Source organism: Tenacibaculum geojense (assembly GCF_042676005.1).
GTDB lineage: Bacteria > Bacteroidota > Bacteroidia > Flavobacteriales > Flavobacteriaceae > Polaribacter > Polaribacter geojense.
In genome coordinates this window covers 325,947-350,681 of sequence record NZ_JBHTJR010000014.1, presented here as the reverse complement: position 1 = coordinate 350,681, position 24,735 = coordinate 325,947, and the positions used below count along the sequence as shown (strand labels likewise).

At 30.2% G+C, this 24,735-nt stretch carries 17 protein-coding genes; 7 read left to right on the top strand and 10 right to left on the bottom strand.

The features are described from left to right. From ACFQ1U_RS02180 to ACFQ1U_RS02170, 3 genes are all read left to right on the top strand, one after another. On the top strand, positions 1-2,067 hold a 2,067-nt coding region (locus ACFQ1U_RS02180), incomplete at its 5' end, for a gliding motility-associated C-terminal domain-containing protein (RefSeq protein WP_386104844.1). 8 nt (positions 2,068-2,075) lie between these two features. Beyond that, the gene (locus ACFQ1U_RS02175) at positions 2,076-3,005 is read left to right on the top strand and encodes a PorP/SprF family type IX secretion system membrane protein (RefSeq protein ID WP_386104842.1); all 930 of its coding nucleotides are present in this window, start codon (positions 2,076-2,078) and stop codon (positions 3,003-3,005) included. A 1-nt stretch (position 3,006) separates the two neighbouring features. Next, a complete protein-coding gene (locus ACFQ1U_RS02170; protein WP_386104840.1) occupies positions 3,007-4,881 on the top strand; it encodes an OmpA family protein in 1,875 nt (624 codons plus the stop codon). A gap of 55 nt (positions 4,882-4,936) precedes the next feature. On the opposite strand, the gene ACFQ1U_RS02165 is transcribed toward ACFQ1U_RS02170, so the two are convergent. Beyond that, on the bottom strand, positions 4,937-5,425 hold the full coding sequence (locus tag ACFQ1U_RS02165) for a CAP domain-containing protein (protein ID WP_386104838.1): 489 nt from the start codon (positions 5,423-5,425) through the stop codon (positions 4,937-4,939). Positions 5,426-5,702: 277 nt separating this feature from the next. Next, entirely contained in the window at positions 5,703-6,194 is a 492-nt protein-coding gene (locus ACFQ1U_RS02160) for a CAP domain-containing protein (RefSeq protein ID WP_386104836.1), read from the bottom strand. Positions 6,195-6,376: 182 nt separating this feature from the next. Between ACFQ1U_RS02160 and ACFQ1U_RS02155 the strand changes: the two genes are divergently transcribed. Continuing rightward, positions 6,377-6,712 (top strand): DUF4870 domain-containing protein, encoded by a 336-nt coding sequence (locus tag ACFQ1U_RS02155; protein ID WP_386104834.1) that lies wholly within the window; start codon positions 6,377-6,379, stop codon positions 6,710-6,712. A 22-nt stretch (positions 6,713-6,734) separates the two neighbouring features. On the opposite strand, the gene ACFQ1U_RS02150 is transcribed toward ACFQ1U_RS02155, so the two are convergent. After that, on the bottom strand, positions 6,735-7,172 hold the full coding sequence (locus ACFQ1U_RS02150) for a DUF4268 domain-containing protein (protein ID WP_386104832.1): 438 nt from the start codon (positions 7,170-7,172) through the stop codon (positions 6,735-6,737). A 31-nt stretch (positions 7,173-7,203) separates the two neighbouring features. Continuing rightward, the gene (miaE, locus tag ACFQ1U_RS02145; protein ID WP_386104830.1) at positions 7,204-7,785 is read right to left on the bottom strand and encodes a tRNA-(ms[2]io[6]A)-hydroxylase; all 582 of its coding nucleotides are present in this window, start codon (positions 7,783-7,785) and stop codon (positions 7,204-7,206) included. Between the two features lie 109 nt (positions 7,786-7,894). Between miaE and ACFQ1U_RS02140 the strand changes: the two genes are divergently transcribed. Beyond that, entirely contained in the window at positions 7,895-13,387 is a 5,493-nt protein-coding gene (locus tag ACFQ1U_RS02140) for an alpha-2-macroglobulin family protein (RefSeq protein WP_386104828.1), read from the top strand. A 117-nt stretch (positions 13,388-13,504) separates the two neighbouring features. On the opposite strand, the gene ACFQ1U_RS02135 is transcribed toward ACFQ1U_RS02140, so the two are convergent. Continuing rightward, complete coding sequence (locus ACFQ1U_RS02135) at positions 13,505-13,804, bottom strand: hypothetical protein (protein ID WP_386104826.1); 300 nt, start codon at positions 13,802-13,804, stop codon at positions 13,505-13,507. 66 nt (positions 13,805-13,870) lie between these two features. Then, positions 13,871-14,413: an RNase A-like domain-containing protein gene (locus ACFQ1U_RS02130; protein ID WP_386104824.1), complete on the bottom strand. Its 543-nt coding sequence runs from the start codon at positions 14,411-14,413 to the stop codon at positions 13,871-13,873. A gap of 200 nt (positions 14,414-14,613) precedes the next feature. On the opposite strand from ACFQ1U_RS02130, the gene pbpC reads away from it, so the two are divergent. Together pbpC and ACFQ1U_RS02120 are read left to right on the top strand one after the other, a co-directional pair. Then, positions 14,614-16,947: a penicillin-binding protein 1C gene (gene pbpC / locus ACFQ1U_RS02125; protein WP_386104822.1), complete on the top strand. Its 2,334-nt coding sequence runs from the start codon at positions 14,614-14,616 to the stop codon at positions 16,945-16,947. 58 nt (positions 16,948-17,005) lie between these two features. Beyond that, positions 17,006-18,829 carry a cation:proton antiporter gene (locus ACFQ1U_RS02120; protein WP_386104820.1) on the top strand — a complete coding sequence of 608 codons (1,824 nt, stop codon included), beginning with the start codon at positions 17,006-17,008 and terminating at the stop codon, positions 18,827-18,829. On the opposite strand, the gene dnaX is transcribed toward ACFQ1U_RS02120, so the two are convergent. From dnaX to ACFQ1U_RS02100, 4 genes are all read right to left on the bottom strand, one after another. Then, a complete protein-coding gene (gene dnaX / locus ACFQ1U_RS02115) occupies positions 18,818-20,521 on the bottom strand; it encodes a DNA polymerase III subunit gamma/tau (protein ID WP_386104818.1) in 1,704 nt (567 codons plus the stop codon). The genes ACFQ1U_RS02120 and dnaX overlap by 12 nt on opposite strands. 78 nt (positions 20,522-20,599) lie before the next feature. Then, positions 20,600-22,747, bottom strand: coding sequence for a PepSY domain-containing protein (locus ACFQ1U_RS02110; RefSeq protein WP_386104815.1), 2,148 nt, complete (start codon positions 22,745-22,747; stop codon positions 20,600-20,602). Positions 22,748-22,750: 3 nt separating this feature from the next. After that, positions 22,751-23,227 (bottom strand): DUF2271 domain-containing protein, encoded by a 477-nt coding sequence (locus ACFQ1U_RS02105; protein WP_386104813.1) that lies wholly within the window; start codon positions 23,225-23,227, stop codon positions 22,751-22,753. An 11-nt stretch (positions 23,228-23,238) separates the two neighbouring features. Then, on the bottom strand, positions 23,239-24,735 hold the full coding sequence (locus tag ACFQ1U_RS02100) for an ankyrin repeat domain-containing protein (protein ID WP_386104811.1): 1,497 nt from the start codon (positions 24,733-24,735) through the stop codon (positions 23,239-23,241).

The following is a 24,735-nucleotide window of genomic DNA, read 5'->3' as shown; positions in this document are numbered from 1 at the left end:
AGCACCAGTCATACTCAAACCATTACGGTAGAAGACACGGTAGCGCCCGTTTTTAATGAATCATTACCTACAAATGTTACGGTCAGCTGTTCAGAAGTACCCACAGCAGTAACGTTAACCGCTACAGACAATTGTGATACAGACGTAGAGGTAAATTATTCAGAAAATATAACAGGTCAAGACGATGCATGCGGATCGAGTTATGTCATTGTACGCAGTTGGGAAGTATCGGATTGTTCAGGCAACAGCACCAGTCATACTCAAACCATTACGGTAGAAGACACGGTAGCGCCCGTTTTTAATGAATCATTACCTATAGATGTTACGGTTAGCTGTTCAGAAGTACCCGCAGCAGTAACGTTAACCGCTACAGACAATTGTGATACTGATGTAGTAGTAAACTATTCTGAAAACATATCAGGTCAAGACGATGCATGCGGATCGAGTTATGTTATTGTACGCAGTTGGGAAGTATCGGATTGTTCAGGAAATAGCACCAGTCACACTCAAACCATCACGGTAGAAGACACAGAAGCACCCGTTTTTAATGAATCACTACCTACAGATGTTACGGTTAGCTGTTCAGAAGTACCTGCAGCAGTAACGTTAACCGCTACAGACAATTGTGATATTGATGTAGTGGTAAACTATTCAGAAAACATATCAGGTCAAGACGATGCATGCGGATCGAGTTATGTTATTGTACGCAGTTGGGAAGTATCGGATTGTTCAGGCAATAGCACCAGTCACACTCAAACCATCACGGTAGAAGACACAGAAGCACCCGTTTTTAATGAATCATTACCTACAGATGTTACGGTCAGCTGTTCAGAAGTACCCGCAGCAGTAACGTTAACCGCTACAGACAATTGTGATACAGACGTAGTGGTAAACTATTCAGAAAACATATCAGGTCAAGATGATGCATGCGGATCGAGTTATGTTATTGTACGCAGTTGGGAAGTATCTGATTGTTCAGGTAACAGTACCAGTCACACTCAAACCATCACGGTAGAAGACACAGAAGCACCTGTTTTTAATGAATCATTACCTACTGATGTTACGGTCAGCTGTTCAGAAGTACCAGTAGCAGTAACGTTAACCGCTACGGATAATTGTGATACTGACGTAGTAGTAAATTATTCAGAAAATATAACAGGTCAAGACGATGCATGCGGATCGAGTTATGTCATTGTACGCAGTTGGGAAGTATCGGATTGTTCAGGTAACAGTACCAGTCATACTCAAACCATCACGGTAGAAGACACAGAAGCTCCAGAGCTAGTAACTGAATTGCAAGATATTTCTGTAACATGTGATGAGATTCCAGAAGTGCCTGAATTAGAGTTTACAGACAATTGTTCAGATACCATCATAGTAGATAGCTTTGAAGAGACTAATACATTTGATAGTTCTTCCAATGATTATGAAATTATACGTGAATGGATAGTAAGTGATACTTGTGGTAATTCGGCAATTTTCAGTCAAATTATTTATGTTTCTTCATCAAGTAGTATAATAGAATTTACTGATGAACGATGTATAGATGATGGTACTATTAACTTAAATCAATATTTAGTTAATGGTGAGACTGGTGGTGAATGGATTGTTAGTAGTGGAAATACTTCTGTTTCTGATAATATTTTTGATCCAAGTACAGGTGATTTAGGAATTTATGAATTTACATATAATACTTTATCAGGAGGTTGTACTTCCTCAGTTGTTGTAACTATAGATATAAATAATGATTGTTTAGTTCTACCATGTGGACAAGAAGATGTAGATATATCTAAAGCAGTAACCCCTAATGGAGATGAACATAATGAATTTTTTGAAGTAGCTGGCGTTGGTGAATGTGGATTTATTATTGATGTTCAAATTTTTAATAGATGGGGAGCAAGAGTGTATCAATCTAAAAATTATCAAAATAATTGGAATGGTAGATCAACAAACTCATCATTTGGAAGCCATAACTTTTTACCAGCTGGTACATACTACTACATTGTAACTTTAAAAAATAGTGGATTAAAACCTTTTACAGGAGCAATTTATCTTGGAACTAACTAAACTGAGCTATGAACTATTTAAATAAAACCATAATAATTATAATACTGTTATTTGTACAAGAGGTTTTTACACAACAATTACCTCAGTTTACACAATATATGTATAATACAATATCTATTAATCCGGCTTACGCAGGAAGCAGAGAAGTGCTAAGTGTTGTAGGTATTCATAGAAGTCAATGGAGTGGATTTGGTAGAGGTCCAGAAACACAAACACTATCTATACATTCTCCTTTAAGAAATGACCAGTTAGGTTTAGGTTTTTCATTTATAAAAGATGAATTGGGTTATGAAAATTTCACCTTTATGTATGCAGACTTTTCTTACACAATTAATATTGATTCAGACATTAAACTAGCTTTTGGTTTAAAAGCAGGTTTTACACAATATAATTTAGATGATGAATTGTTAAGAGATGAAGGCTTAGATCCTTCAATTTACGGAGTAAGAAATAGATGGGAACCTAATTTAGGGGCTGGTTTTTTAATGCATACAAACAAATGGTATGTTGGGTTATCATCACCTAGATTAATGAATGTAGATAAAAACTCTATAAGAATTGATGAAATTGATTACGCAGTTGTAGATAGGTTAGTATATTATTTAACTGGAGGCTACGTGTTTGATATAAATGAGTCTGTTAAATTTAAACCAGCCTTTTTGGTTAAGGCAACAAATGGAGCACCAATGTCTTATGATTTAACGGGGAACTTTTTATTTAATGAAAAATTATGGTTAGGAGCGGCTTATAGGATTAATGAAGATGTTGGCGCATTAGGAGCGTTAATAGATTTTCAGGTATCAAAACAATTTAGAGTAGGTTACGCTTATGAACATCCATTATCAGATATTAATACTTACAGTAACGGAACGCATGAGTTTTTATTAATGTTTGAGTTTAATAAAACAAGAAGAGTTAAATCACCAAGATATTTTTAGTATGAAATCAAAAATTACCTTTCTTTTTATCATAATATCCTCATTTAACTTAGTAGCTCAAAAAAGAGTTGCAAACAAATTTTACGATTGTTATGCTTATGATAAAGCAGCTGAATTATATAAAGTTGCTTTAAAAAGAGGTGATAGCAGTCAGTATATTTTAACAAGATTAGGAGATTGTTATTTTAATAAATCAAATATAACTCAGGCGGCTTATTGGTATAATTTTGCAGCTCAAAAAAACGATAAGTTAAGTAATGAAACAGCTTTAAAGTATGTGCAAAGTTTACGAAGTTTAGGTAAATTACAAGAGGCGGATTCATTATTAAGTAAACTTAATATACCAAGTGTTACAAAAGCTTTTGAAGCTTCAAAAGTTATTAAAAATAATGATTCAATTTTGTTTTATAATTTAGACTTAAATACAAAGCATTCTGATTTTGGTGCATATCAGTTTAAAAATACCTTATATTTTTCATCGGCTAAAAATAAAAACGGTAAGATATATCCGTGGAATAATCAGCCATATTTAGATGTTTTTCAAACTGAAGTTATTCCAACAGAGCAAGGTTTTACATCAGAATCAATAGAGCCAGTTTCCTCGAAAACAGTCAATACAAACTTTCATGAATCTAACTTAGCAATTACCAAAGATGGTAAAACTATGTATTTTACCAGAAATAATTTACGAAAGAATGAAAAGTTAGATTATGATAAAGGTGGTACCTCTAATTTGCGAATTTTTAGAGTAACAAAAAGTAACGGACTATGGTCTAAAATTGAAGATTTACCATTTAATGATGAAATGTATTCTAATGGACATCCTGCTTTAAGTCCAGATGAAAAGTTTTTGTATTTTACTTCAGATAGGCCCGGTGGTTTTGGAGGATCTGATATTTATAGAGTAACCATAAATGATGATGGATCTTTTGGAGAACCAGAAAATTTAGGAGAACATATTAATACATCAGGAAGAGAAATGTTTCCTTTTATGACAGAAGATTATACGTTATATTTTTCATCAGATAATTACAAAAACTTTGGATTACTAGATATTTTTAAAACTGAATTGTTTAAGAATAACAATAAACAAGTAATTAATTTAGGAAAACCATTTAATAGTAAAGATGATGATTTTGCATTTACCATGAATGCAAATTCAAATAAAGGTTATTTTTCTTCCAATAGAAGCGGAGGTAAAGGTGATGATGATATTTATTTTTTTGAAACCTATATTTGTGAACAGGTAGTTGAAGGTGTTACTTATAACGCAAAAACAAAGGAAATTTTATCCAATACTATGGTAACCTTACTAAATAAATCAGGAGTAGTTATAGATAGTATTTTAAGTAATAATCAAGGTTTTTACACTTTTAAAAAATTAGATTGTAATTCGAGTTATGTTTTAAGAGCCATCAAACAAGACTTTAAGGGAACCAATGATACCTTTGAAACAACTACTAATCATAAAGGTAAAACTACAAAAGACTTGTATTTAATACCTTTGATTAAAGATACTGAAATTGTGCTTAATCCAATTCATTTTGATTTTGATAAATGGGATATTAGACCCGACGCTGCTTTTGAATTGGAAAATATAGTTGATGTTTTACGTGCTAATCCTACCATGATTATTAAAATAGAAGGACATACAGACAGTAGAGGAGCAGATGATTATAATGAAATATTATCTGATAGAAGAGCAAAATCTGTAAGAGATTACTTGTTCTCAAGGGCTATTGAAAAACACAGAATTATAAGTGCAATTGGTTATGGTGAAAAACAACTTGTTAATAAATGTACTAATAATGTTAAATGTACAGAAGATGAACATCAAGAAAACAGACGATCAAAATTTATAATTGTATCACAATAAAAAAACGAGTGTTATTAAAACACTCGTTCTTAGGTTTGGGGATTGTGTGGGAAAACTAATTTTTTATAAAAATATTGGTATAATACCATTTACCTTCTTCGTTTTGCTGTGCTGTAACATTAAAATGTGTAAAATCACCTTCAATATTTTGTTTATGACCATCACTATTTAGCCATGCATTCACTACAGTTCTGGCAGATGTATAACCATAAGCTACATTTTCGCTAACATCAGAAGCATCTGTTTTGCTAACCAGATATTGTTTTCTTTCATAAAAGAAATCATGTGATAACTCACCTTTTTCAATCATGTATTTTGTATGAGCTTGGGTTTGTGATTTAATAATTTCAAGTTCACCTAACAAAGGCAAGTTTAAATTATTTCTGTGCTCATTAATTAAGTTTAATATTTCTGCTTCTATTGTTTTAGTACCTTCAATATTAATAGTATCATTTTGTGCTTCTATTTGTATTTGTTCTGAAGTACATGAGAATAATGCAAAACATAAAGTAAATACTAATAAGTTTTTTAAATAAGATTTCATTGTTATGGGGATTAATATTTTATTAATACACCTGCAATTTCTTTATTTTTTTAAGGTTAAGTTTAATATGTTAGCCGTATTGAGATAAAGTGTCGGTTACATGATATTTTTTGTAGATAAACTAAAACAAGCCAGTTTTACTAACCGTTCATCGAAATTAAAAAGTAAGTTAAATGGATACTAACAAGTAAAAAGTATTAAAAACAAAAAAACCGAGTGTTTAATACACTCGATTTTTGTTTTTAGGGATTTTTTGTGTGTAGGGAATAAAAAGGAGTTAATTTTTAATAAAAATATTGGTGTAAAACCAGTCTCCATTTTCATTATATTTTGCGGTAATATTAAAATGTGTAAAATCACCTTCTATATTTTTTCTATGTCCTTCACTTTGTAGCCAAGCATTAACAAGTGAACTAGCAGATGTATATCCGTAACCAACATTTTCACTAACTGAAGATGCATTTGCATTCTCAACTAAATATTCTTTTCTTTTATAAAAAAAGTCATGAGATAACTCATTTTTATCAACCATATATAGGGTATGTTCTTGAGTTTGAGTTTTAATAACTTCTAACTTTTTTAATTGATTTAAACCTAGATTTTCTCTATGATTATTAATTAATGTTAATATTTCAGACTCGATAGGATGTGAATATATGGCTTCTGTAGCAACATTATCTGGTTCTGTAAAAATTTCTTCAGACGTACATGAATACATCAAAATAATGGTGCACAAAGCTACCATTAACTTTTGGGGATAGTTAATCATAATCTTGGGGATTAGGGATTATTTACTAAAACGGATGCAAAGGTATAAATTTTTATCAGTTATACAAATAACTGTTTGTTTTTTAAAAGATTATGTATTTTGGTGAGCGCTGTTGTTTCTGTTTTATTGTAACAAAATAGGTCTATGGTCGTCATTTAAATAGTAAATAAAACATATTAACTATGAAAAAAAATAAAGAATTATTAGCAGTAACACATTTAAGTCAGTTGTTAGATTTTATAACGGGTCTGGGTGGTTTAATAGTGCCTTTTTTAATATGGGTTTTAAAAAAAGATGAAATTATTAACATGGATAAACATGGTAGAGCAATTCTTAATTTTAGAATAACCATGTTTATATACTTTTTAATTTGTATTCCTTTAATATTATTTTTTGGCTTAGGTTTTTTAGGTTTTTGCGTTTTAGGAATTTTCTATGCTATTTTCCCAATTTTAAATGCGATTAAGGCAATAAATGAAGAAGAGCCTAACTATCCGTTTAGCATTCAGTTTATATAAAAAAACGCCAATAAGGCGTTTTTTAAATTGCTTGTTTTATAAAGTCTTCGTATTCGTAATAAAAAAGTTCAAACTGTGTCATGGTTTCAACAAAAAACTCATAACAATCTCGCCAAGTATTTTTATTATGAATGCTAAATTTTTTATTGTATGGTACGTATATACGTTGAATAAATTTACCACTTTCTAGCTCAAAAAAATCATCAAAAATAACTTCAGGTAAGTATTCTGAAGCTAAAATATTCTTCAAAGATAAAAGTTGATCATAAAGTAATTGATTAGCAATTTCTTCTGGATGTTCAAAATCTAAGCATACAGAGGCTTTTTTTCTATCTGCTTGAAATTTAAAAGAAAACCCTTTAATACTAGTATTATACAATAGCCATTTTCTGGGAAATGATTTACCAAAACTAGTCCAAAATTCTTTTCGTAAACGTGCCGATTCTTCTTTTGAAAACATATAAATGTATTTCTAATTATTTGTACACATGTTATCCATGTACTTTGGCAATAGTACCTCTGTTTTGCATCATTTCTGCTTCAAAAGCTAATAAATCATTCCATTTTTTATCAACAATTTCACGGTTCATGTATTTACGTGCGTATCCTAAAAATAGCGTATAATGATTTGCTTCAGATATCATTAAATCATGATAAAATTTAGATAATTCTTTGTCTTCCATGTTATCAGCAAATACCTTAAAGCGTTCACAGCTCCTAGCTTCAATTAAAGCAGCTACAAGCAGTCTATGAACCAAAGCTTCAGTTCGGTTAGATACTTTTGGAAAAAACTTTTGAAGATTTAGTGCATAATCATTCTTTGTAGCCTGTCCCAGCGTCATTCCTCTCGCCACCATTACTTCATGTACCATTCTAAAGTGTTCCATTTCTTCAATGGCAATATCACTCATATCTTTTACAAGCTCAGTTTCTTCAGAATAATTAATAATGATAGATGTTGCGTTACCAGATGCTTTAATTTCTGCAAATGCATGATCAGTAAGTAATTGTTCTAATCCGTTTTTAGCAACATCTACCCAAGAAGTTTCAGTTTCAAATTTTAATCCTAACATAGTACTATAAATATGTTGCAAAAGTAAAAAATAATACAGGCTAAACCATTTAATTTCACAATTTAGTTACCTTTGGATGTACTTACAAAAAGAAAAAGAATTACTAATCATGAAAAAAACTGTATTACTATTGTTTACAAGTTTGTTGTTACTTCAAGCTTGTAAAAAAAAAGAGGATTCATCTGTTTCTACAAATAGCTTTAATAAATATGTTTCTGTATTTCCAGAAAAGCTAATTTCTGTGTATCCTACTTTTGAATTTTTTTTAAAAGAATCTGTAACCGTTACTACTTTACCAGACAATCTGGTAAGTATAAGTCCAGAGGTGCCAGTAGAAGTTACTTTAAATAATAAAACCTTATTGGTAAATCCTACAGAAAAACTTCAGCCCAATACCAAATACACTATAACATTACATGTAGATAAATTATTTACTAATGCAGAAGATGAGTTTAAAGAGTTTTCTTTTGTAAGTAAAACAAAGGAGTTGTTTTATACAGTAACGTTAGAGTCTCCTAGAGTTTATAATAAAAACTACAACTATATAGAAGGTTTTTTTAATGCGAGTGATGTTTTTGAAGTAGATAAATTACCTGAAGTTTTAAAAGCAAGTTATGACGGAAAAATAGTTCCAATTACTTTTAATACTAATACAGCGTTAGTCTCTAAAGTTACTTTTAAAATTGATAGTTTACAACGTTATGAGAACGATAAATCGGTTTTAGTAACTTGGAACGGAGCACCAATTAAATCAACATCAAAAGGTGATAGAACGATAGATATTGTTGGTAAAAATAACTTTAAAGTTTTAGATATCAATGTTTCCAACGGTTCTAGTCAAGAATTAGAAATTAGCTTTTCAGATCCTATTGCTAAAAATCAAGATATAAAAAGTTTGCTTCAGTTTTCTGAATATAATAGTTACAGTTACAAAATAAACAGTAATGTTTTAACTATTTATCCTAGAACCAGCTTTAAAAATAGTGTTGGGTTAGAAATTTTTAAAGAGTTAAAAAACACGGATGGTTTTGCACTGAAAGAAAATTTTAAAAGGTCCGTTTATTTTGAAGAACCTAAGCCAAGTGTTACTTTTATTAATAGTGGTGCTATTTTGCCAAACTCTCAAAATTTAAAAATAAATTTCAACGCAATTAATTTAAAAGCTGTAGATGCTACTATTTATAAAATTTATAAGGATAATGTTTTACAATTTCTACAAAATAATAATATTACCAATCAATCAAATTTAAAATATGTTGGTAGGCCAGTAGCAAAACATACTATTAATTTATCGGATCAAGGTTTACAGTTAGATAAAATGAATGCTTTTGCTTTTGATTTATCTGAATTAATTTCTGTTGAAAATGGAGCAATGTACCGTGTAGAATTATCATTTTTAAAAGAATATTCAAACTATTCATGTGAGGAATCTTCAGAAGAAACTACTATAATTTATGGTAAAAAAGAAGTAAATACCAATGGGTACGATCAAGCATCAAGTAGTTATTATGATGATGAATATTATGAAGATTATAGATGGAGTGATAGAGAAGATCCTTGTACCTCTTCATATTACTACAACAGTTCTGTAAGTACTAATATTTTAGCAAGCGATTTAGGATTAATTGTTAAAAAAGGAAATAATAACACCACATTTGTAGCAGTTTCTAGCATAACTACTACTGCACCAATTAACGGAGTAGAAGTTAAACTTTATAATTTACAACAACAAGTTATAGCATCTGCTAAAACTAATAAAGATGGTATTGCTAGGTTTGAAAATATTCCACCTTCATTTTTTGCTTCTGCAAGTAATGGAAATAGTACTACATATTTGAGATTGTATGATGGAAACTCATTGTCTATGAGTAAATTTGATGTGTCTGGAGTAAAACTTCAAAAAGGTTTAAAAGGATATATTTATGGTGAACGTGGTGTTTGGAGACCAGGTGACCAACTTTTTTTAACCTTTATTTTAAATGATAATGCAAACCCGATTCCAGAAAAACATCCTGTTAAGTTTGAATTGATTAATTCACAAGGTAAAATTGTAGACAGAACAATTCAATATAAAAATAAGCAAAACATGTATGCTTATGCTCCGTTTACTTCGCAAGATGCACTAACAGGTAATTGGCGTTTAAAAGTTAGTGTAGGAGGAGCTGTATTTAGTAAAACTATTAAAGTTGAAACTATTAAACCAAATCGTTTAAAAATAAAAATTAAAACTTCTGACGCAGTTGTAAAAGCTACAGAACCAATTAATGCAAACGTAGAAGTTAAATGGTTACACGGTGCCATTGCAAGAGGTTTAAAGATAGATATTGATGCAAAATTTAAACAAACTAAAACTAGTTTTAAAGGATATAATGAGTATAATTTTGATGATATAACTAGAAATTTTGGTACAGAAGAGTTTAGAGTATTATCTGGTGAATTAAATGATGAAGGAAAAACCAAATTTAGTGTAAATCCGTCATTAAATTCAAAAGCACCTGGTATGCTTCAAGCAGCATTTATTACTAAAGTTTATGAAAATGGAGGAGACTTTAGTACAGATGTTTACACACAAAAAGTATCTCCTTATCAAACTTATGTTGGATTAAAAAATGGTGTTGAAAAAGAATCTAAAAACTATTTATATACCAATAAAAACTACGATTTTAAGGTAGTTACAGTTAATGAAGAAGGAAAGCCTGTAGCCACTAACGGTTTAAATGTTAGCGTTTATAAAATATCTTGGCGCTGGTGGTGGAATACCGATGATCATGGTTTATCACAGTATGATGGTTCTCGTTATCATGAAACCTATGATTATAAAAAAGTTAATACCAATGCCAACGGAAAAGGTAGTTTTACACTTAAAGTTGATGAAAGAGATTGGGGAAGGTATTTAGTAAAAGTTACAGATCCAAAAAACAATCATACAACATCTAGAGTTGTGTATTTTGATTGGCCATCTTGGTACGGAAGAAAAAAGAACCAAAATCAATCTGAAGCAAATATGCTTGTATTTACTACAGATAAAGAAAAATATACTACCAAAGAAAATGTTACCGTAAAGTTTCCTTCTTCAGCAGGAGCAAGAGCTTTAATTACTGTAGAAAACGGATCAGAAGTATTAAATCATTTTTGGGTTGATACCACAGATAAACTTACAGCGTTTTCTTTTCCTGTCTTAGAAACTTATACGCCTAATGTTTACGTAAATATTACATTATTGCAGCCACATAGTCAAACTGCAAATGATTTGCCTATTAGAATGTATGGTAGTGTTCCTATTTTGGTAGAAAACCCAGACACAAAGTTAACTCCTCAAATTCAATTAAAAGATGAATTAGAGCCAGAGTCTACTGCAACTATCAGAGTTACTGAAAAAGATGGAAAACCAATGAGTTACACCGTAGCATTAGTAGATGAAGGATTGTTAGATTTAACTCGTTTTAAAACTCCAAATGCTTGGAGTACATTTTATGCAAGACAATCTTTAGGAGTTAAAACTTGGGATATTTTTGATGATGTAATAGGAGCTTATGGAGGTAAGATTAATCAGATTTTAAGCATTGGAGGAGATGAAGCAGAAGCTGGTAGTAAAAATAAAAAAGCCAACAGGTTTAAGCCAATGGTAACATTTTTAGGTCCGTTTGATTTAAAAATGGGAGAAACTAGAAATCATCAAATTAAAATACCAAAGTATGTAGGTTCTGTTAGAGCTATGGTTGTTGCTTCTAATACTAAAAAAGAAGCGTATGGTAGTGATGAAAAAACAGCTTTTGTAAGAAAACCTGTAATGGTATTAGCTTCTTTACCTAGAAAAATAACACCAAAAGAAACAGTAACCTTACCTGTAACTGTTTTCGCCATGAAACCCTCTGTAAAAAATGTAAAAGTTACTATCGAAGCTAATGAAGCATTTACTGTACAAGGAGAAAATACACAACGTTTAACATTTGAGCAGCCAGATGAGAAAATGGCTTATTTTCAATTAAAAATTAATGATTTTAATGGAATAGGAAAAGTTAAAATCTATGCAGTTTCTGGGAGTGAAAAAGCAAGTTACGAAGTAGAGTTGGATGTTTTAAATCCTAATCCAATAACTACAGAAACTTTAGATTTAGTTTTAAAAGGAAATGAAAGTGCAAGTGTAAATTACACGAAGTTTGGTACAAAAGGCTCAAACGAAACTACAGTTGAGTTATCTTCATTACCACCAATGAATTTTACCAAAAGGTTACAATATTTAATTCAATATCCTCATGGTTGTGTGGAGCAAACTACATCAAGTGTATTTCCGCAGTTGTTTATGAATGATTTATTTGATTTGCCTGAGGCTAAATCATCATCAATAGAAAGAAATATTAAAGCAGGAATTCAACGTTTATCAAGCTTTCAAATGTCAAATGGGGCAATGTCTTATTGGCAAGGTGGAAGTTGGATTAGTAAATGGGGAACAACTTATGCTGGTCATTTTATGCTAGAAGCAAAGAAAAAGGGTTATGTCTTACCTATTGGTTTTTTAGATAAATGGATTCAGTACCAAAAACAAGAAGCAAGAAATTGGCGTTATAAATCTTACAATAATGATGATGATTTATCACAAGCATATCGTTTATATACGTTGTGTTTGGCAAATAATGCTGATATAGCTTCAATGAATAGGCTTAGAGAAACCAGTGGGGTATCTAACGAAGCAAAAATTAGATTGGCCAGTGCTTATGCTTTAATTGGTAAAAAATCTGTTGCTAATGATATTTTAAATACCATTACCAACACTACATATCAAAAGAGTTATTACTATGGATATGGTTCTGAAACCAGAAATAAATCAATGTCTTTAGAAACATATGTGTTGCTTAATAACGATGTGAATGCTATTAAATTAGCTAAAGAAATAGCCGATAAGTTATCATCAAAAGATTGGTTAAGCACACAAACAACATCGTACGGATTATTAGCAATGGCTAAATACGCCTTACAAAATGGTACAACCAATGGTATTAATGCATTTATTTCTGTAAATGGCTCAAAGCAAAAAGCAACTACCAATAAATCTATGTATACTTTTACAACTAACAAGGTTGAAGATGCTAATACCGTGACTATAGATAATAAAGGTGCTGGAGTATTGTATGCAAGAGTATTTAATAAGGGGATACTTCCAGTAGGTTCAGAAAAAGAGATTCAGAATAATTTAGAAGTTAAAGTAAATTATTATGCTAAAAATGGAGATTATATTTCTCCTGATGAACTTTCTCAAGGAACCAATTTTAAGATAGAAGTTTCAATAAAAAATACTACAAATTCTAAAATAGAAAATGTTGCACTTACTCAATTTATACCATCTGGATGGGAAATTATAAACACTCGTTTTACAGATTTTGGTAATAATACATCATCATCTGAGGTAGATTATACAGACATACGAGACGATTGGGTTAGTAACTATTTTACACTAAGAGAATATCAAACAAAGACTTTTTCGGTATTAGTAAATGCTTCTTATTTGGGTACTTATTATTTACCAGGAGTTCAAGCAGAGGCAATGTATGATCATGATTACTTAGTTCGTACCCAAGGAAAATGGGTAAAAGTAGTTAAGTAATTTCTTGTTTAAATAAATCAAAAAAGACAGCTTCAAAAGGCTGTCTTTTTTTGTTGACTTCTTTAAGTTGTTAAAAAATTATATCCATACTAAAAGTATCTCTCTGATACTTATTTGTTAGATTGATTTTTTGAAGAAATATTCTTTAACGTCTAAAAACCATAGCCAAATAGCGTTTGATGATTCAAAATGCCTGTTAATTTCCCTTGCTAGAAAAAGCATTACTTCTTCATCATTAGTTATAGTATCTAATTGATTTTTTGTTGAAGAAATAGTTAAAGGTGTATTTGATGCAAGGTAGTTGTCAATAATTTGTTCATCAGATTTGTTGGTAAACTCAGCTTCAGGAAAATATCCTGCAAAAAAGTTTAAAACATCTGGTTTGTTTGCTATAAAATCGTTTAAAATCTTTTCCATAGTACTAAGAAACAAAAAAAATCTCTAAACACAGTTCAATTGTCTTTAGAGATTTGTTTTTTTTAATTAATAAGGATATGCTGTTACAATTCTAAAAGGATAGCTAGAACAATTGCTTTTGGCTAACACAACTTTTATGCTTTTAGATTCAAAAGTGCTGTAATTTCTATTCATAACTTTACCTAATACTTTATAATGCGTGTAATATAACACCAAATAAGAAGTACTGCTAGAATTTAACCAATCATTTACTCTATTGTAATTATTATTGTAGTAATAAATAGTATTGTAAATAATTTGTCCGGCTTGGTTAAAATTGTAAAATGTACTGGCTGCACTAATATTAGAGTTATTTAAGCGGTTACGTAAATAGCTGTCAGATTTTTCTATATGACGCTCAATGGTGTGTCCACCACAGTTTTCATGAGTTGGTAAAAAAGAGCTTGTGTACCTTGCACTATACGAGTCTTCTTTATCAGATGAAATTTCTTGAAGCGTTACAATGTCTGAGTTTGTAACAATTTCATCAGATTGACAAGCATTGAAAGTTGTAACAAAAAGTCCTAATAAAAAGAACTTAATAAGGTAATTGAATTTTAAAAGTTTCATAATAAATTAAGTTTGATATCCCATTCGGGGGTTAATTGAATGAAAATCAAAAATATATATAATATTCTATTTTGTTAAAATCAAGCGTGTTAGCTTTTGGTTATGTAATAGTTAATCAATTTAATTTTTCATTAAAAATTATACAAATTCGTTACATTTTTCGCTTACTTTGTTATTAAGTTTTTAGCTAAAAATTTGATTTGAAAAATAAAAAAGTACTACTATATTTTGCAATTTTACTAGGTGTTGTGTTTTATTATTTTAGTTTACCTAAGCAGTTATTTAAAACACCAACGTCAACTGTAGTAACCGCAAAAAACAATGAATTATTAGGAGCTGTAATTGCAGAAGATGGACAATGGCGTTTTCCGGAGTTAGATAGTGTTCCTTTAAAATTTAAGCATTGTATTTTACAGTTTGAAGATGCTTATTTTGAGTATCATCCTGGTTTTAATCCTTTGTCAATTGTAAAATCTTTAATCACCAACATAAAAGCTAAAAAAGTAGTTAGAGGGGGAAGTACTTTAACACAACAAGTCATTAGGTTGTCTAGAAACCACAAAGGAAGAACCTATTTAGAAAAAATTAAAGAGTTAATTTTAGCAACTAGACTAGAATTTGGTTATTCAAAAAAAGAGATATTAAATTTATATGCCTCTCATGCACCTTATGGCGGAAATGTTGTGGGACTTGAAATGGCTTCTTGGCGTTACTTTGGATTGCAACCACATCAATTATCTTGGGCAGAAACGGCTACATTAGCAGTATTGCCTAATGCACCATCGTTAATATATCCTGGAAAAAATCAAGAACGATTAAAAAAGAAAAGGGATAAACTATTATACAAACTGTATCAAAGAAATATAATAGACAGTTTAACCTATTCTTTAGCATTAGAAGAAAATTTACCTCAAAAACCATATAAATTACCTCAAATTGCTCCACATTTTGTACAAAAAGTACATAAAAACTATCAAGGTAAACGATTACAAAGTAGTATTGATATTTACTTACAGCACAAGATTAATAGTATTGCAAACAAACATTATCAGCAATTAAAACAAAATGAAGTGTATAACATGGCTATTATGGTGGTTGAGGTTTCTTCAAGAAAAGTACTGGCATACATAGGCAATTCTCCAACAGATAGTTTACATCATAACTTTGTAGATAATGTAGAAGCGCCTAGAAGTACAGGAAGTGTATTAAAACCCTTTTTATATGCTCAAATGTTACAAACAGGAGAATTGTTGCCAACACAATTAGTAGCTGATGTTCCCACAGAAATAGCAGGATACACTCCTAAAAATTTTAATTTATCTTTTGATGGAGCAGTTCCAGCAAACGAAGCTTTAACAAGATCGTTAAACATACCAGCTGTAAGAATGCTAAGAAGTTACGGGTTGGCAAAGTTTAGAGCTGATTTACAAGATTATCAATTAAAGCACATTACTAAACCAGCAGATTATTATGGTTTGTCATTAATTTTAGGTGGAGCAGAGGCCAGTTTATGGGATGTAACCAAATCCTTTGCTGCTTATGCTAGTATCATCAATCATTATGACTTGTCTAAATTTAGATATTATAAAAATGAATTTTTAAATCCATTTATTAGTAATGATGCTCAACCAGATTATGGAAAACTTCAAGAAGAATACGAAACAATAGATGCAGGAACAGCATACACAACATTAGAAACTCTAACTGAAGTTAACAGACCAGAAACTGAGGTTTCATGGAAATATTTTGATTCTGCTCAAAAAATAGCTTGGAAAACAGGTACTAGTTTTGGTAACAAAGATGCTTGGGCAGTAGGAACTACTCCTAAATATGCTGTTGGTGTTTGGGTTGGAAACTCTGACGGTGAAGGAAGACCAGAATTAACAGGTGTAGGAAGTGCAGGGCCTATTTTATTTGATGTTTTTGATGCTTTGCCTAAATCAGATTGGTTTACTATTCCTTATGAAAATCTAACAACTTTAAATGTTTGTAAAAAAAGTGGCTACTTAGCATTACCTATATGTGAATCGGAAGAAAAGTTAGTTCCAATTAACGGAATTAAAGCCTCTCCTTGTCCGTATCATCAACTTATACAAGTAGATAATAATGAGCAATATCGAGTTAATGCTAACTGTGTTTCGGCACACCAAATTAAATCAAAGCCATGGTTTGTTTTACCTCCTTTAATGGCTTTATATTATCAACAGCACAATTCTGATTACGTAGTGTTACCAAATTTTAAGCAAGGTTGCGAAGCCTTGTCAAATCACCAAATGGAATTTATCTTTCCTACAAAGTATAAATCTGAAATGTCATTAACTAAAAAATTAGATGGTTCAGAAAATTCAATTCTCTTAAAATTAACACATCAAAATCAACATGCTGAGGTTTTTTGGTATATAAATGAAAATTTTATCAAAAAAACTACTCAATATCATGAGCTTCCATTTGCGCCAAGTAAAGGTTTTTATAAGGTAACAGCTGTTGATAATTTTGGAAATGAAGAGGTTAGATTAATAGATGTTAAAAATTAGTTTAGAATAGATTTTAGTTTGTATTAAAATCTGTATTTTTAGGGTTTAAAATTTTAATATGGTAGAATTAGCAGGGATAATTATTTTAGGAATTTTAGCACAGTGGGTAGCTTGGAGATTAAAGTTACCAGCTATTTTACCTTTAATTTTAATAGGATTATTAGTTGGTCCTATAGCATCTCAATATTTTACCGAAGATGGTAGTAAATTAATAGAACCAATTTGGAATGGAAAAAAAGGATTATTTCCTGGTGAAGGGTTGTATTATTTTGTTTCATTAGCTATCAGTATTATTCTTTTTGAAGGTGGTTTAACGCTACGTAGAGGTGAAATTAAAAATGTGGGACCAGTTATTAGTAAATTAATAACATTAGGCTCTGTAGTTACTTTTTTTGGAGCAGGTATTGTTGCACATTATACTTTTGATTTAAGTTGGGAGTTATCATTTTTGTTTTCTGGGTTAATTATTGTTACTGGACCTACAGTAATTACTCCAATTCTTAGAAACATACCCTTAAAAAAGGATGTTTCTGCTGTTTTAAAATGGGAAGGTATTCTGATAGATCCTATTGGCGCCTTGGTAGCCGTTTTAGTATTTGAATTTATAAGTGTTGGTGGTGGTAGTGGATTTACACAAACTGCTTTAATAGAGTTTTTTAAAATATTATTATTCGGAACAACCTTTGGTTTTACATTTGCCCATGCTTTAATAGTAATAATTAATAAAAAATGGGTACCACATTACTTGTTAAATGTAGTTGCTTTATCTACAGTTTTACTTGTTTTTGTTGTTTCTGATGTATTTGCTCATGAATCTGGTTTATTATCTGTAGTGGTAATGGGAATGGTATTGGGTAACAGTAAGCTTAAAAACCTAAATGAAATTTTATATTTCAAAGAGTCTTTAAGTGTGTTATTAATTTCTATTCTTTTCATCCTATTGGCGGCTAATATTGATATTAAAGAGCTAATGCTATTATATAATTGGAATACCGTATTACTATTTGCCTCTGTTGTATTTATCATACGCCCGATATCAGTTTTTTTAAGTACACACAATTCAAACTTAAAAACGAATGAAAAGATGTTTATTAGTTGGGTTGGACCTCGTGGTATTGTAGCAGCAGGTATTGCTTCTTTATTTGGTTCAAAATTAATTAAACAAGGAGTTGAAGGTGCAGAATACATAACACCAATGGTGTTTATGATTGTATTGGGTACTGTATTATTAAACGCTACAACAGCACGTATTTTTGCAAAAGCGGTTGGTGTTTTCTTAAAAAGATCTAATGCTATTATGATTATTGGAGCCAATAGCTTAGGTAAACTAATAGCAGAATATTTAAAGCAACACAATAGGAGAGTAGTTCTAATAGATTCTAACAATCAGGCTGTTGAACAGGCAAAAAACGATGGTTTTGATGCTTACGAAGTAAACATTTATGATGATGAATTAACGGATAATATCGAATTAAATGATGTTGGATATTTAATCGCTTTAACAGGTAGTGATGCTGTAAACAAATATGCAATATCAAATTTTTCATCAATTTTTGGAGAGCAAGGAGCATACAGGTTAGCTAGCTCTCAAGAAATTATTACGGATGAATACGATGATGTAACTCAGTTATTTACTATTAAAGATGATTATATCAATTTAATGGAAACTATTAGAGATTATCCACAAATTCACGAAACACCTATCAACTCTATAAAAGAATATAAGCGTAAGATAGATAAGTTACATGAGGAGTTAAAGTCTGTACCAATTTTAGTAAAAAGTCAAACCAATGAGCTTTTATTGGTTAATGAATTTGAAAGTAAGGTAAAACAAGTAGAAAATTGGAAGTTAATTTATTTAGGAAAAGAGTTAGAGTTCTAAACCAAAAGTATTTTTAAGTTTTTCTAATAAAGGGTTTTTCTCTTTTAACTTTTCGTATTTTTCTAAAGGTGTGTAAACAAATTTCTTTTCTACAGTTTCACTTACCTCAATTTTAATGCTAATTCCGTAATTGTTTAATTTTTCTCTTAAAAATTTAAGTAATTTTGGTTTGCTCTTTTTAAGCTGATTTTTCATTAGCTTATTTGGAAGTGATATAGTAACTAAAAAACCTGAACTTAATACAGGTTCACCTGCAATTAAAATAGAAGCAATATTCTTTTCTCCAAGTTTTTGTAAATGAAAATAGTATTTTTTCCAAGTTTCTTTTAATTGCTCTTGGTTAAAAGGTGTACGAGGATGATTGTCGTAGTTTTCTTCTTCTACAGATACGTTTTTAAGTTCTTTTTTCTGTTGAATACTTTTTAAAGAAAATGCAGAGGTTCTTCTTTGTACATTTTTAATAGATGGAATTTTCTTTTCCTCAACAGGTGGAGTTACTCTGTTTTGAGTAGCTTTTACTTTTGTTTCTGTACTTTTTTGAACAGTTTTAACTTGTTGTTGTACTTTTTTTGATGGTGATAATGCCGTAAAAAAAGTAGCTGGAATTATGAAGTTGCTAGATTTTTTTTTTGCTCCATCAAAAGTGATAGAGGCTATTTGCATTAAAGTAAGTTCTACCAACAATCGTTGATTTTTACTTGCTCGATATTTTAAATCACAGTCATTAGCTTTATCGATAGCGGTGAGTAAAAACTGCATTGGAGCCTTAGCTGCCTGTTCTTGATATTTTTTCTTGGTATTATCTCCAACTTCTAAAAGAGGAATAGTAGCCACATCTTTTGCAACTAATAAATCTCTAAAATGAGAAGCTAGTCCGCTAATAAAATGTTGACCTTCAAAACCTTTTGCTAATACATCGTTATAGGCATTTAATACTTCCGGAATTTTATTGGTTAACAATAAGTCCGTCATGTTAAAATAAACATCATAATCAAGTACGTTTAAGTTTTGAGTAACAGCCTCTCTTGTTAGGTTGTTACCAGAAAAACTTACTACTCTATCAAATATAGATAAAGCATCACGCATGGCACCATCTGCTTTTTGAGCAATAATATGTAATGCATCATCATCAGCCGTAATACTTTCTCTTTCACAAATAGTTTTTAGGTAGTTTTTAGCATCTAAAACAGTTATACGCTTAAAATCAAAAATTTGACAACGCGATAAAATAGTAGGTATAATTTTATGCTTTTCAGTAGTTGCTAAAATAAAAATAGCATGCGCTGGTGGCTCTTCTAAGGTTTTTAAAAAGGCATTAAATGCTGCTTGTGACAACATATGAACCTCATCAATAATATAAACCTTGTATTTTCCTGTTTGTGGTGGAATTCTAACTTGATCTGTAAGATTTCTAATATCATCTACAGAGTTATTTGAAGCGGCATCTAACTCAAAAATATTAAAAGCAAAATCTTCCTCTGGATTGGTGCTGCTTTCTTGGTTAATTCTTTTTGCTAAAATACGCGCACAAGATGTTTTACCAACACCTCTAGGTCCTGTAAAAAGTAACGCTTGTGCTAAATGATTGTTTTTTATAGCATTCTCTAACGTATTGGTAATGGCTTGTTGACCAACCACATCTTCAAAGTTTTGAGGACGATATTTACGTGCAGATACTATAAAGTGTTCCATGTACAAGGGTTATTTTACATAGCAAATGTAACAAACAAGATAACTACAAACAAACAAAGTTGTAAACAATAGTTTTGCTTAATAGCAGTCTGTTTTTATAAGGTTTTTATTTAGTGGTTGTTGAAGGTTTTCTTTAGAAATTTGTTCTAAAGTTGTAAGTACACCGTTCATCATTTGTATACTACCACAAATAAATATTGCTCCTTGGTTTTTTAAAATTGAAGAGACGAGTTCTTTTTCTTTTATAAGCATGTCTTGCACATGCATTTTATTTTCTTCTCTGGAATAAGCGGTAAAAAATCCATTTAATGTTTTTTCTTGCAATGCACGGTTAATTATAGGCATGTAAATTTTAGAGGAAGTTGAAGTACGTACACCCCAAAATAAATACTTATTTGCTTGAGCTGAATTAATCATTCCTAAAAACGGACCAATGCCTGTTCCGTTAGCAATAAATAATACTTCTTTGTTTTTTTTAGGTAGATGAAATTCTGGATTTTTTTTAATGCGAGCTTTAAAAGTAGTTTCGATTTCTAAAGAGTTTAGAAAGTTAGAGCATATTCCAAATTCATGTTTCTTAATACTTATTATAGCTAAATTGTTAACCTTACCAATAGAGTAATAGCGAGGTATTGAATCTTGTTTTGGTGTAATTTCTAATAAATCTCCAGATTCAAATGATTTTTTAGTAGAAAGTGTCAATAAAAAAGTATCATCTGTATTGAGTTCTGTTTTATCTTTTACCGTAAATAAAGATTGTTTTTGTGTCTTTTTATGCTCTTGAACAATTGGAATATTTGTATTAAAATAATTTGATAAATCTAAAACCCAATCTTTAAAATCATTAAAAGATTGATTGTTAATAGTTTTTAACGGTATTATATTGTTAAAATTAGGATTGCTATTTAAAGTTTCATGAATATCAAAAGCAAATTTGCAGAAATGTTGATAAGCATATGAACCAAAGCCAACCACCGTAAAGTTTATGACGTTTTTATTATTAGTTTTTGGTATTTTGGATAAAAAATCTTTAGCGTTAGAAGGCGCTTCACCATCACCATAAGTAGCCGTTAAAACAATAAGTTCTTTCGCATTTGGATAATGGGTATAATTATTTAAAACATCCACAAATACTTTTTTATGGGTTTTTCTTAATGCTTTAATTAATGAATTTGCAAAACTATAAGTACTACCAGATTCAGATCCAACAAGTATGATAATTTCAGCTTTTTGTTTACTACAATTATTTTTAATTAATTGATGTTTTTTTCGATTGAAATAAATAGAAAAACCAGAAAAAATAAAATACAATAAGCTAAAAGTGCTGATAAGTAAAATAAAAGCCCAAATTAAAGAGCTATTTCCTGTGTGCAAGTCTAAACTAAGATTACTAGTTTTTTTAATCCAAGAAATATTTTTTTTGCTAATTATTGCACCTGTATATTGGTTTGCAAATATTTCAGCGTTATGTAATTGAATAATAAAATAATCTTCTTCATCAGAAGAAAAAGGAAACTCAATGTTTTTAACTTGATTTAAGGTAATTTCATTAAGAGCTGACTTTTTAGTATCTGAAGTAGTTTGTATTATATGGTTGTTGTTTTTTTTAGGTAAAACCTCAAACTTTTCTAACGATAAAAATATACCTGTTAATGTTATTACTAATAGCGGTATTAAAGTATATTTTCCTAAAATAACATGAAAGTATTGATGTGTATTTTCTTTTACAGTTTTTGAAAAAAAATTACGTATTCCACCTTGTCTTTTACTTATTAATACGATACCGCTAATAGTAATTAGTAACAGTAAAAACGTAAAGAAAGCAACTAAAAATCGACCAGTAGATTTTAAAAATAAAGATCGATGTAAACTTGTAGTCCATTTATAAAGCGTAGGACGGTTTTTAAGTTTTGTAATTTTTTTAGCAGTTTCAGGGTTGATATAAAAAGTATCATTATCGCCATTTTTGGTTATCACAGCGGCTTCAACAAAATTATGTTCATTTACTTTTACGGTTAATACTTCATCATATTCATTTTTAAGTTTGTTGATAACAGATTGAAGTGTGATTGTATGTAAATTACTTATAGATTGTGATTTGGTTTTATTTAAAATAGGCTCTGTAGCTAAAATAATACCAGTAATGGAAGCAATGGTGATAAAAACAAATGAAGATACAGCCAATATAAAGTGGCTATATCTCCATATAGATGTGATACTTTTCATAAATTATTGAGGCATTAATCGGACATATCTTATAAATCCAGCGCCTTCTGCTTTACCTTTTAAAGAAGCAGCTGTTAAATTAATTTCTACATCTTTTTCGTAGTATTCTTGATCTTCTACAGCTGTTTCAAAACGTAATTTATAACCAGCGTCAATATATGAATCATCAATTTCGATAACACTAATTGCTCTATTTCCGCCGCTAATAGTTTCTCCAGTAATAGCATCGATGTCCGATCTTACTTTTCCTTGAAAATTCCACCAACTAGTAATATCATGATACCATTCTTCATCATCTCCCTGAACGTATAAGGTTTTTTCATACAAACCTTCAGGATTAATTAATGAAATTACTACATAGGCTCCTTCACCAGTATAGTTTTTCATTTGTATCATACACTTGTATTTTTTACTAGTAGGTATTGAAAAAGCCATTAAAGTAAGCACTATGACTACTAATGATATTGTTTTTTTTATCATTTTATAAGGGTTTATTTTAAGTAATTGATATCGGTATTTTTTAAAGCTTCGTTTTCTTTAGCTAAATCGTACAAAGTTTCATCAAAATCTGTGGTAACTGATGTATTTGCTCCTTCTGCAATTAATAATTTAATTAGCTCGTGATTTTTACCTACCATAACAGCCAATTGTAAAGGTGTTAGTCCATCTTTATTTTTAGTGTTAATGTCTATGGCATACTTTTTAATAAACTGAATCATGCTTGTACTATTTTTTTCAACAGCTAAATGATATAAAGATGATCCGTTTTTGTTTATTGCTGCTGTTTTTAAACCATTTGCTTCTAATAATGTTAATTTTTTATTGAAGTCAACTATATTTTTATCATTGTATGTTTTAAACAGATGGTAAGCTAAATTGTATCCTTTTTTATCATTTACAGAAACTTCAGCTTTCTTTTGTAATAAAAACTCAATAACCTCTGGTGAATTTCGCATAGCTTTAGTTAAAGCAGAGTATCCACTATTGTTAGTATGATTGATGTTATCAGACTTTTGTACCAATAATTTTATAATTTCTAAAGAGTTTCTTGATGCAGCATTCAGTAACGCAGTGTTACCATCTTTATCAGCTTGATTTGTATTTACTCCTTTACTTATGAAATAATTATAAGAAGCTAGGTCTTTATTATTATAAGCTAAATTATGTAAAGGTGTAGTTCCGTTTTTAGTGGTAATGTTAGGTGAAATACCTAAGCCTTCTAAATATTTAAAAAAGTTAAGAGAGTTGGTATGTCTTCTTGCTCCTTTAGTTGCAAAAATCATGGCATTACCACCGTTTTTGTTTAATGATTGGTAAGGAACCCCTTTTTTTATTAATAAGTCTAACATTTTAGTGTTTCCTTTTTGAGCTACGTAATTAAATACTGTATTTCCATCGTTATCGGTACTAGTTATTGATAAACCTTTAGAGATAAAGTAATCAATAACCTTAAAATTGTCAACGTTTGGAGCTACTAAGTGTAAAGCATTTGCACCTTTAGGAGTTACATCTTTAGTAAGGTTAGCACCATTAGCTAATAATAAGTCATATAATTTAGTATTTGTAACACCACCAACGGCAGCAAAATTTAATACAGAATAACCTTTATCATCTAGAATATTAGTATTTGCTCCATTATTAATAAGATGTTTTACTAATTCGGTATTATTTTTATAAGCAGCCCAAAAAATGTATGTTCTACCGTCATGAGTTAGTTTATTAACACCATTTCCATTTTTGGTAAGTAAATGTTTAATGGTTTTATTATCAACATTTTCTAAAATAGCATAAACTGTAGCATCAAAATTAGCCCCATTAGCCTGTGAAACGTTATTACCTTCTTTTATTTTTTGATCAATAGTAGCAGTTGTAGGATTTGTTTTCCAGAAACTTCTGTCTAAAAACACATTTTTAACTTGTGCTTTTATTTGCATGGAACCCACAAATAATGTGATGGTTATTAATTTTTTTAGATATGATGAATGCAT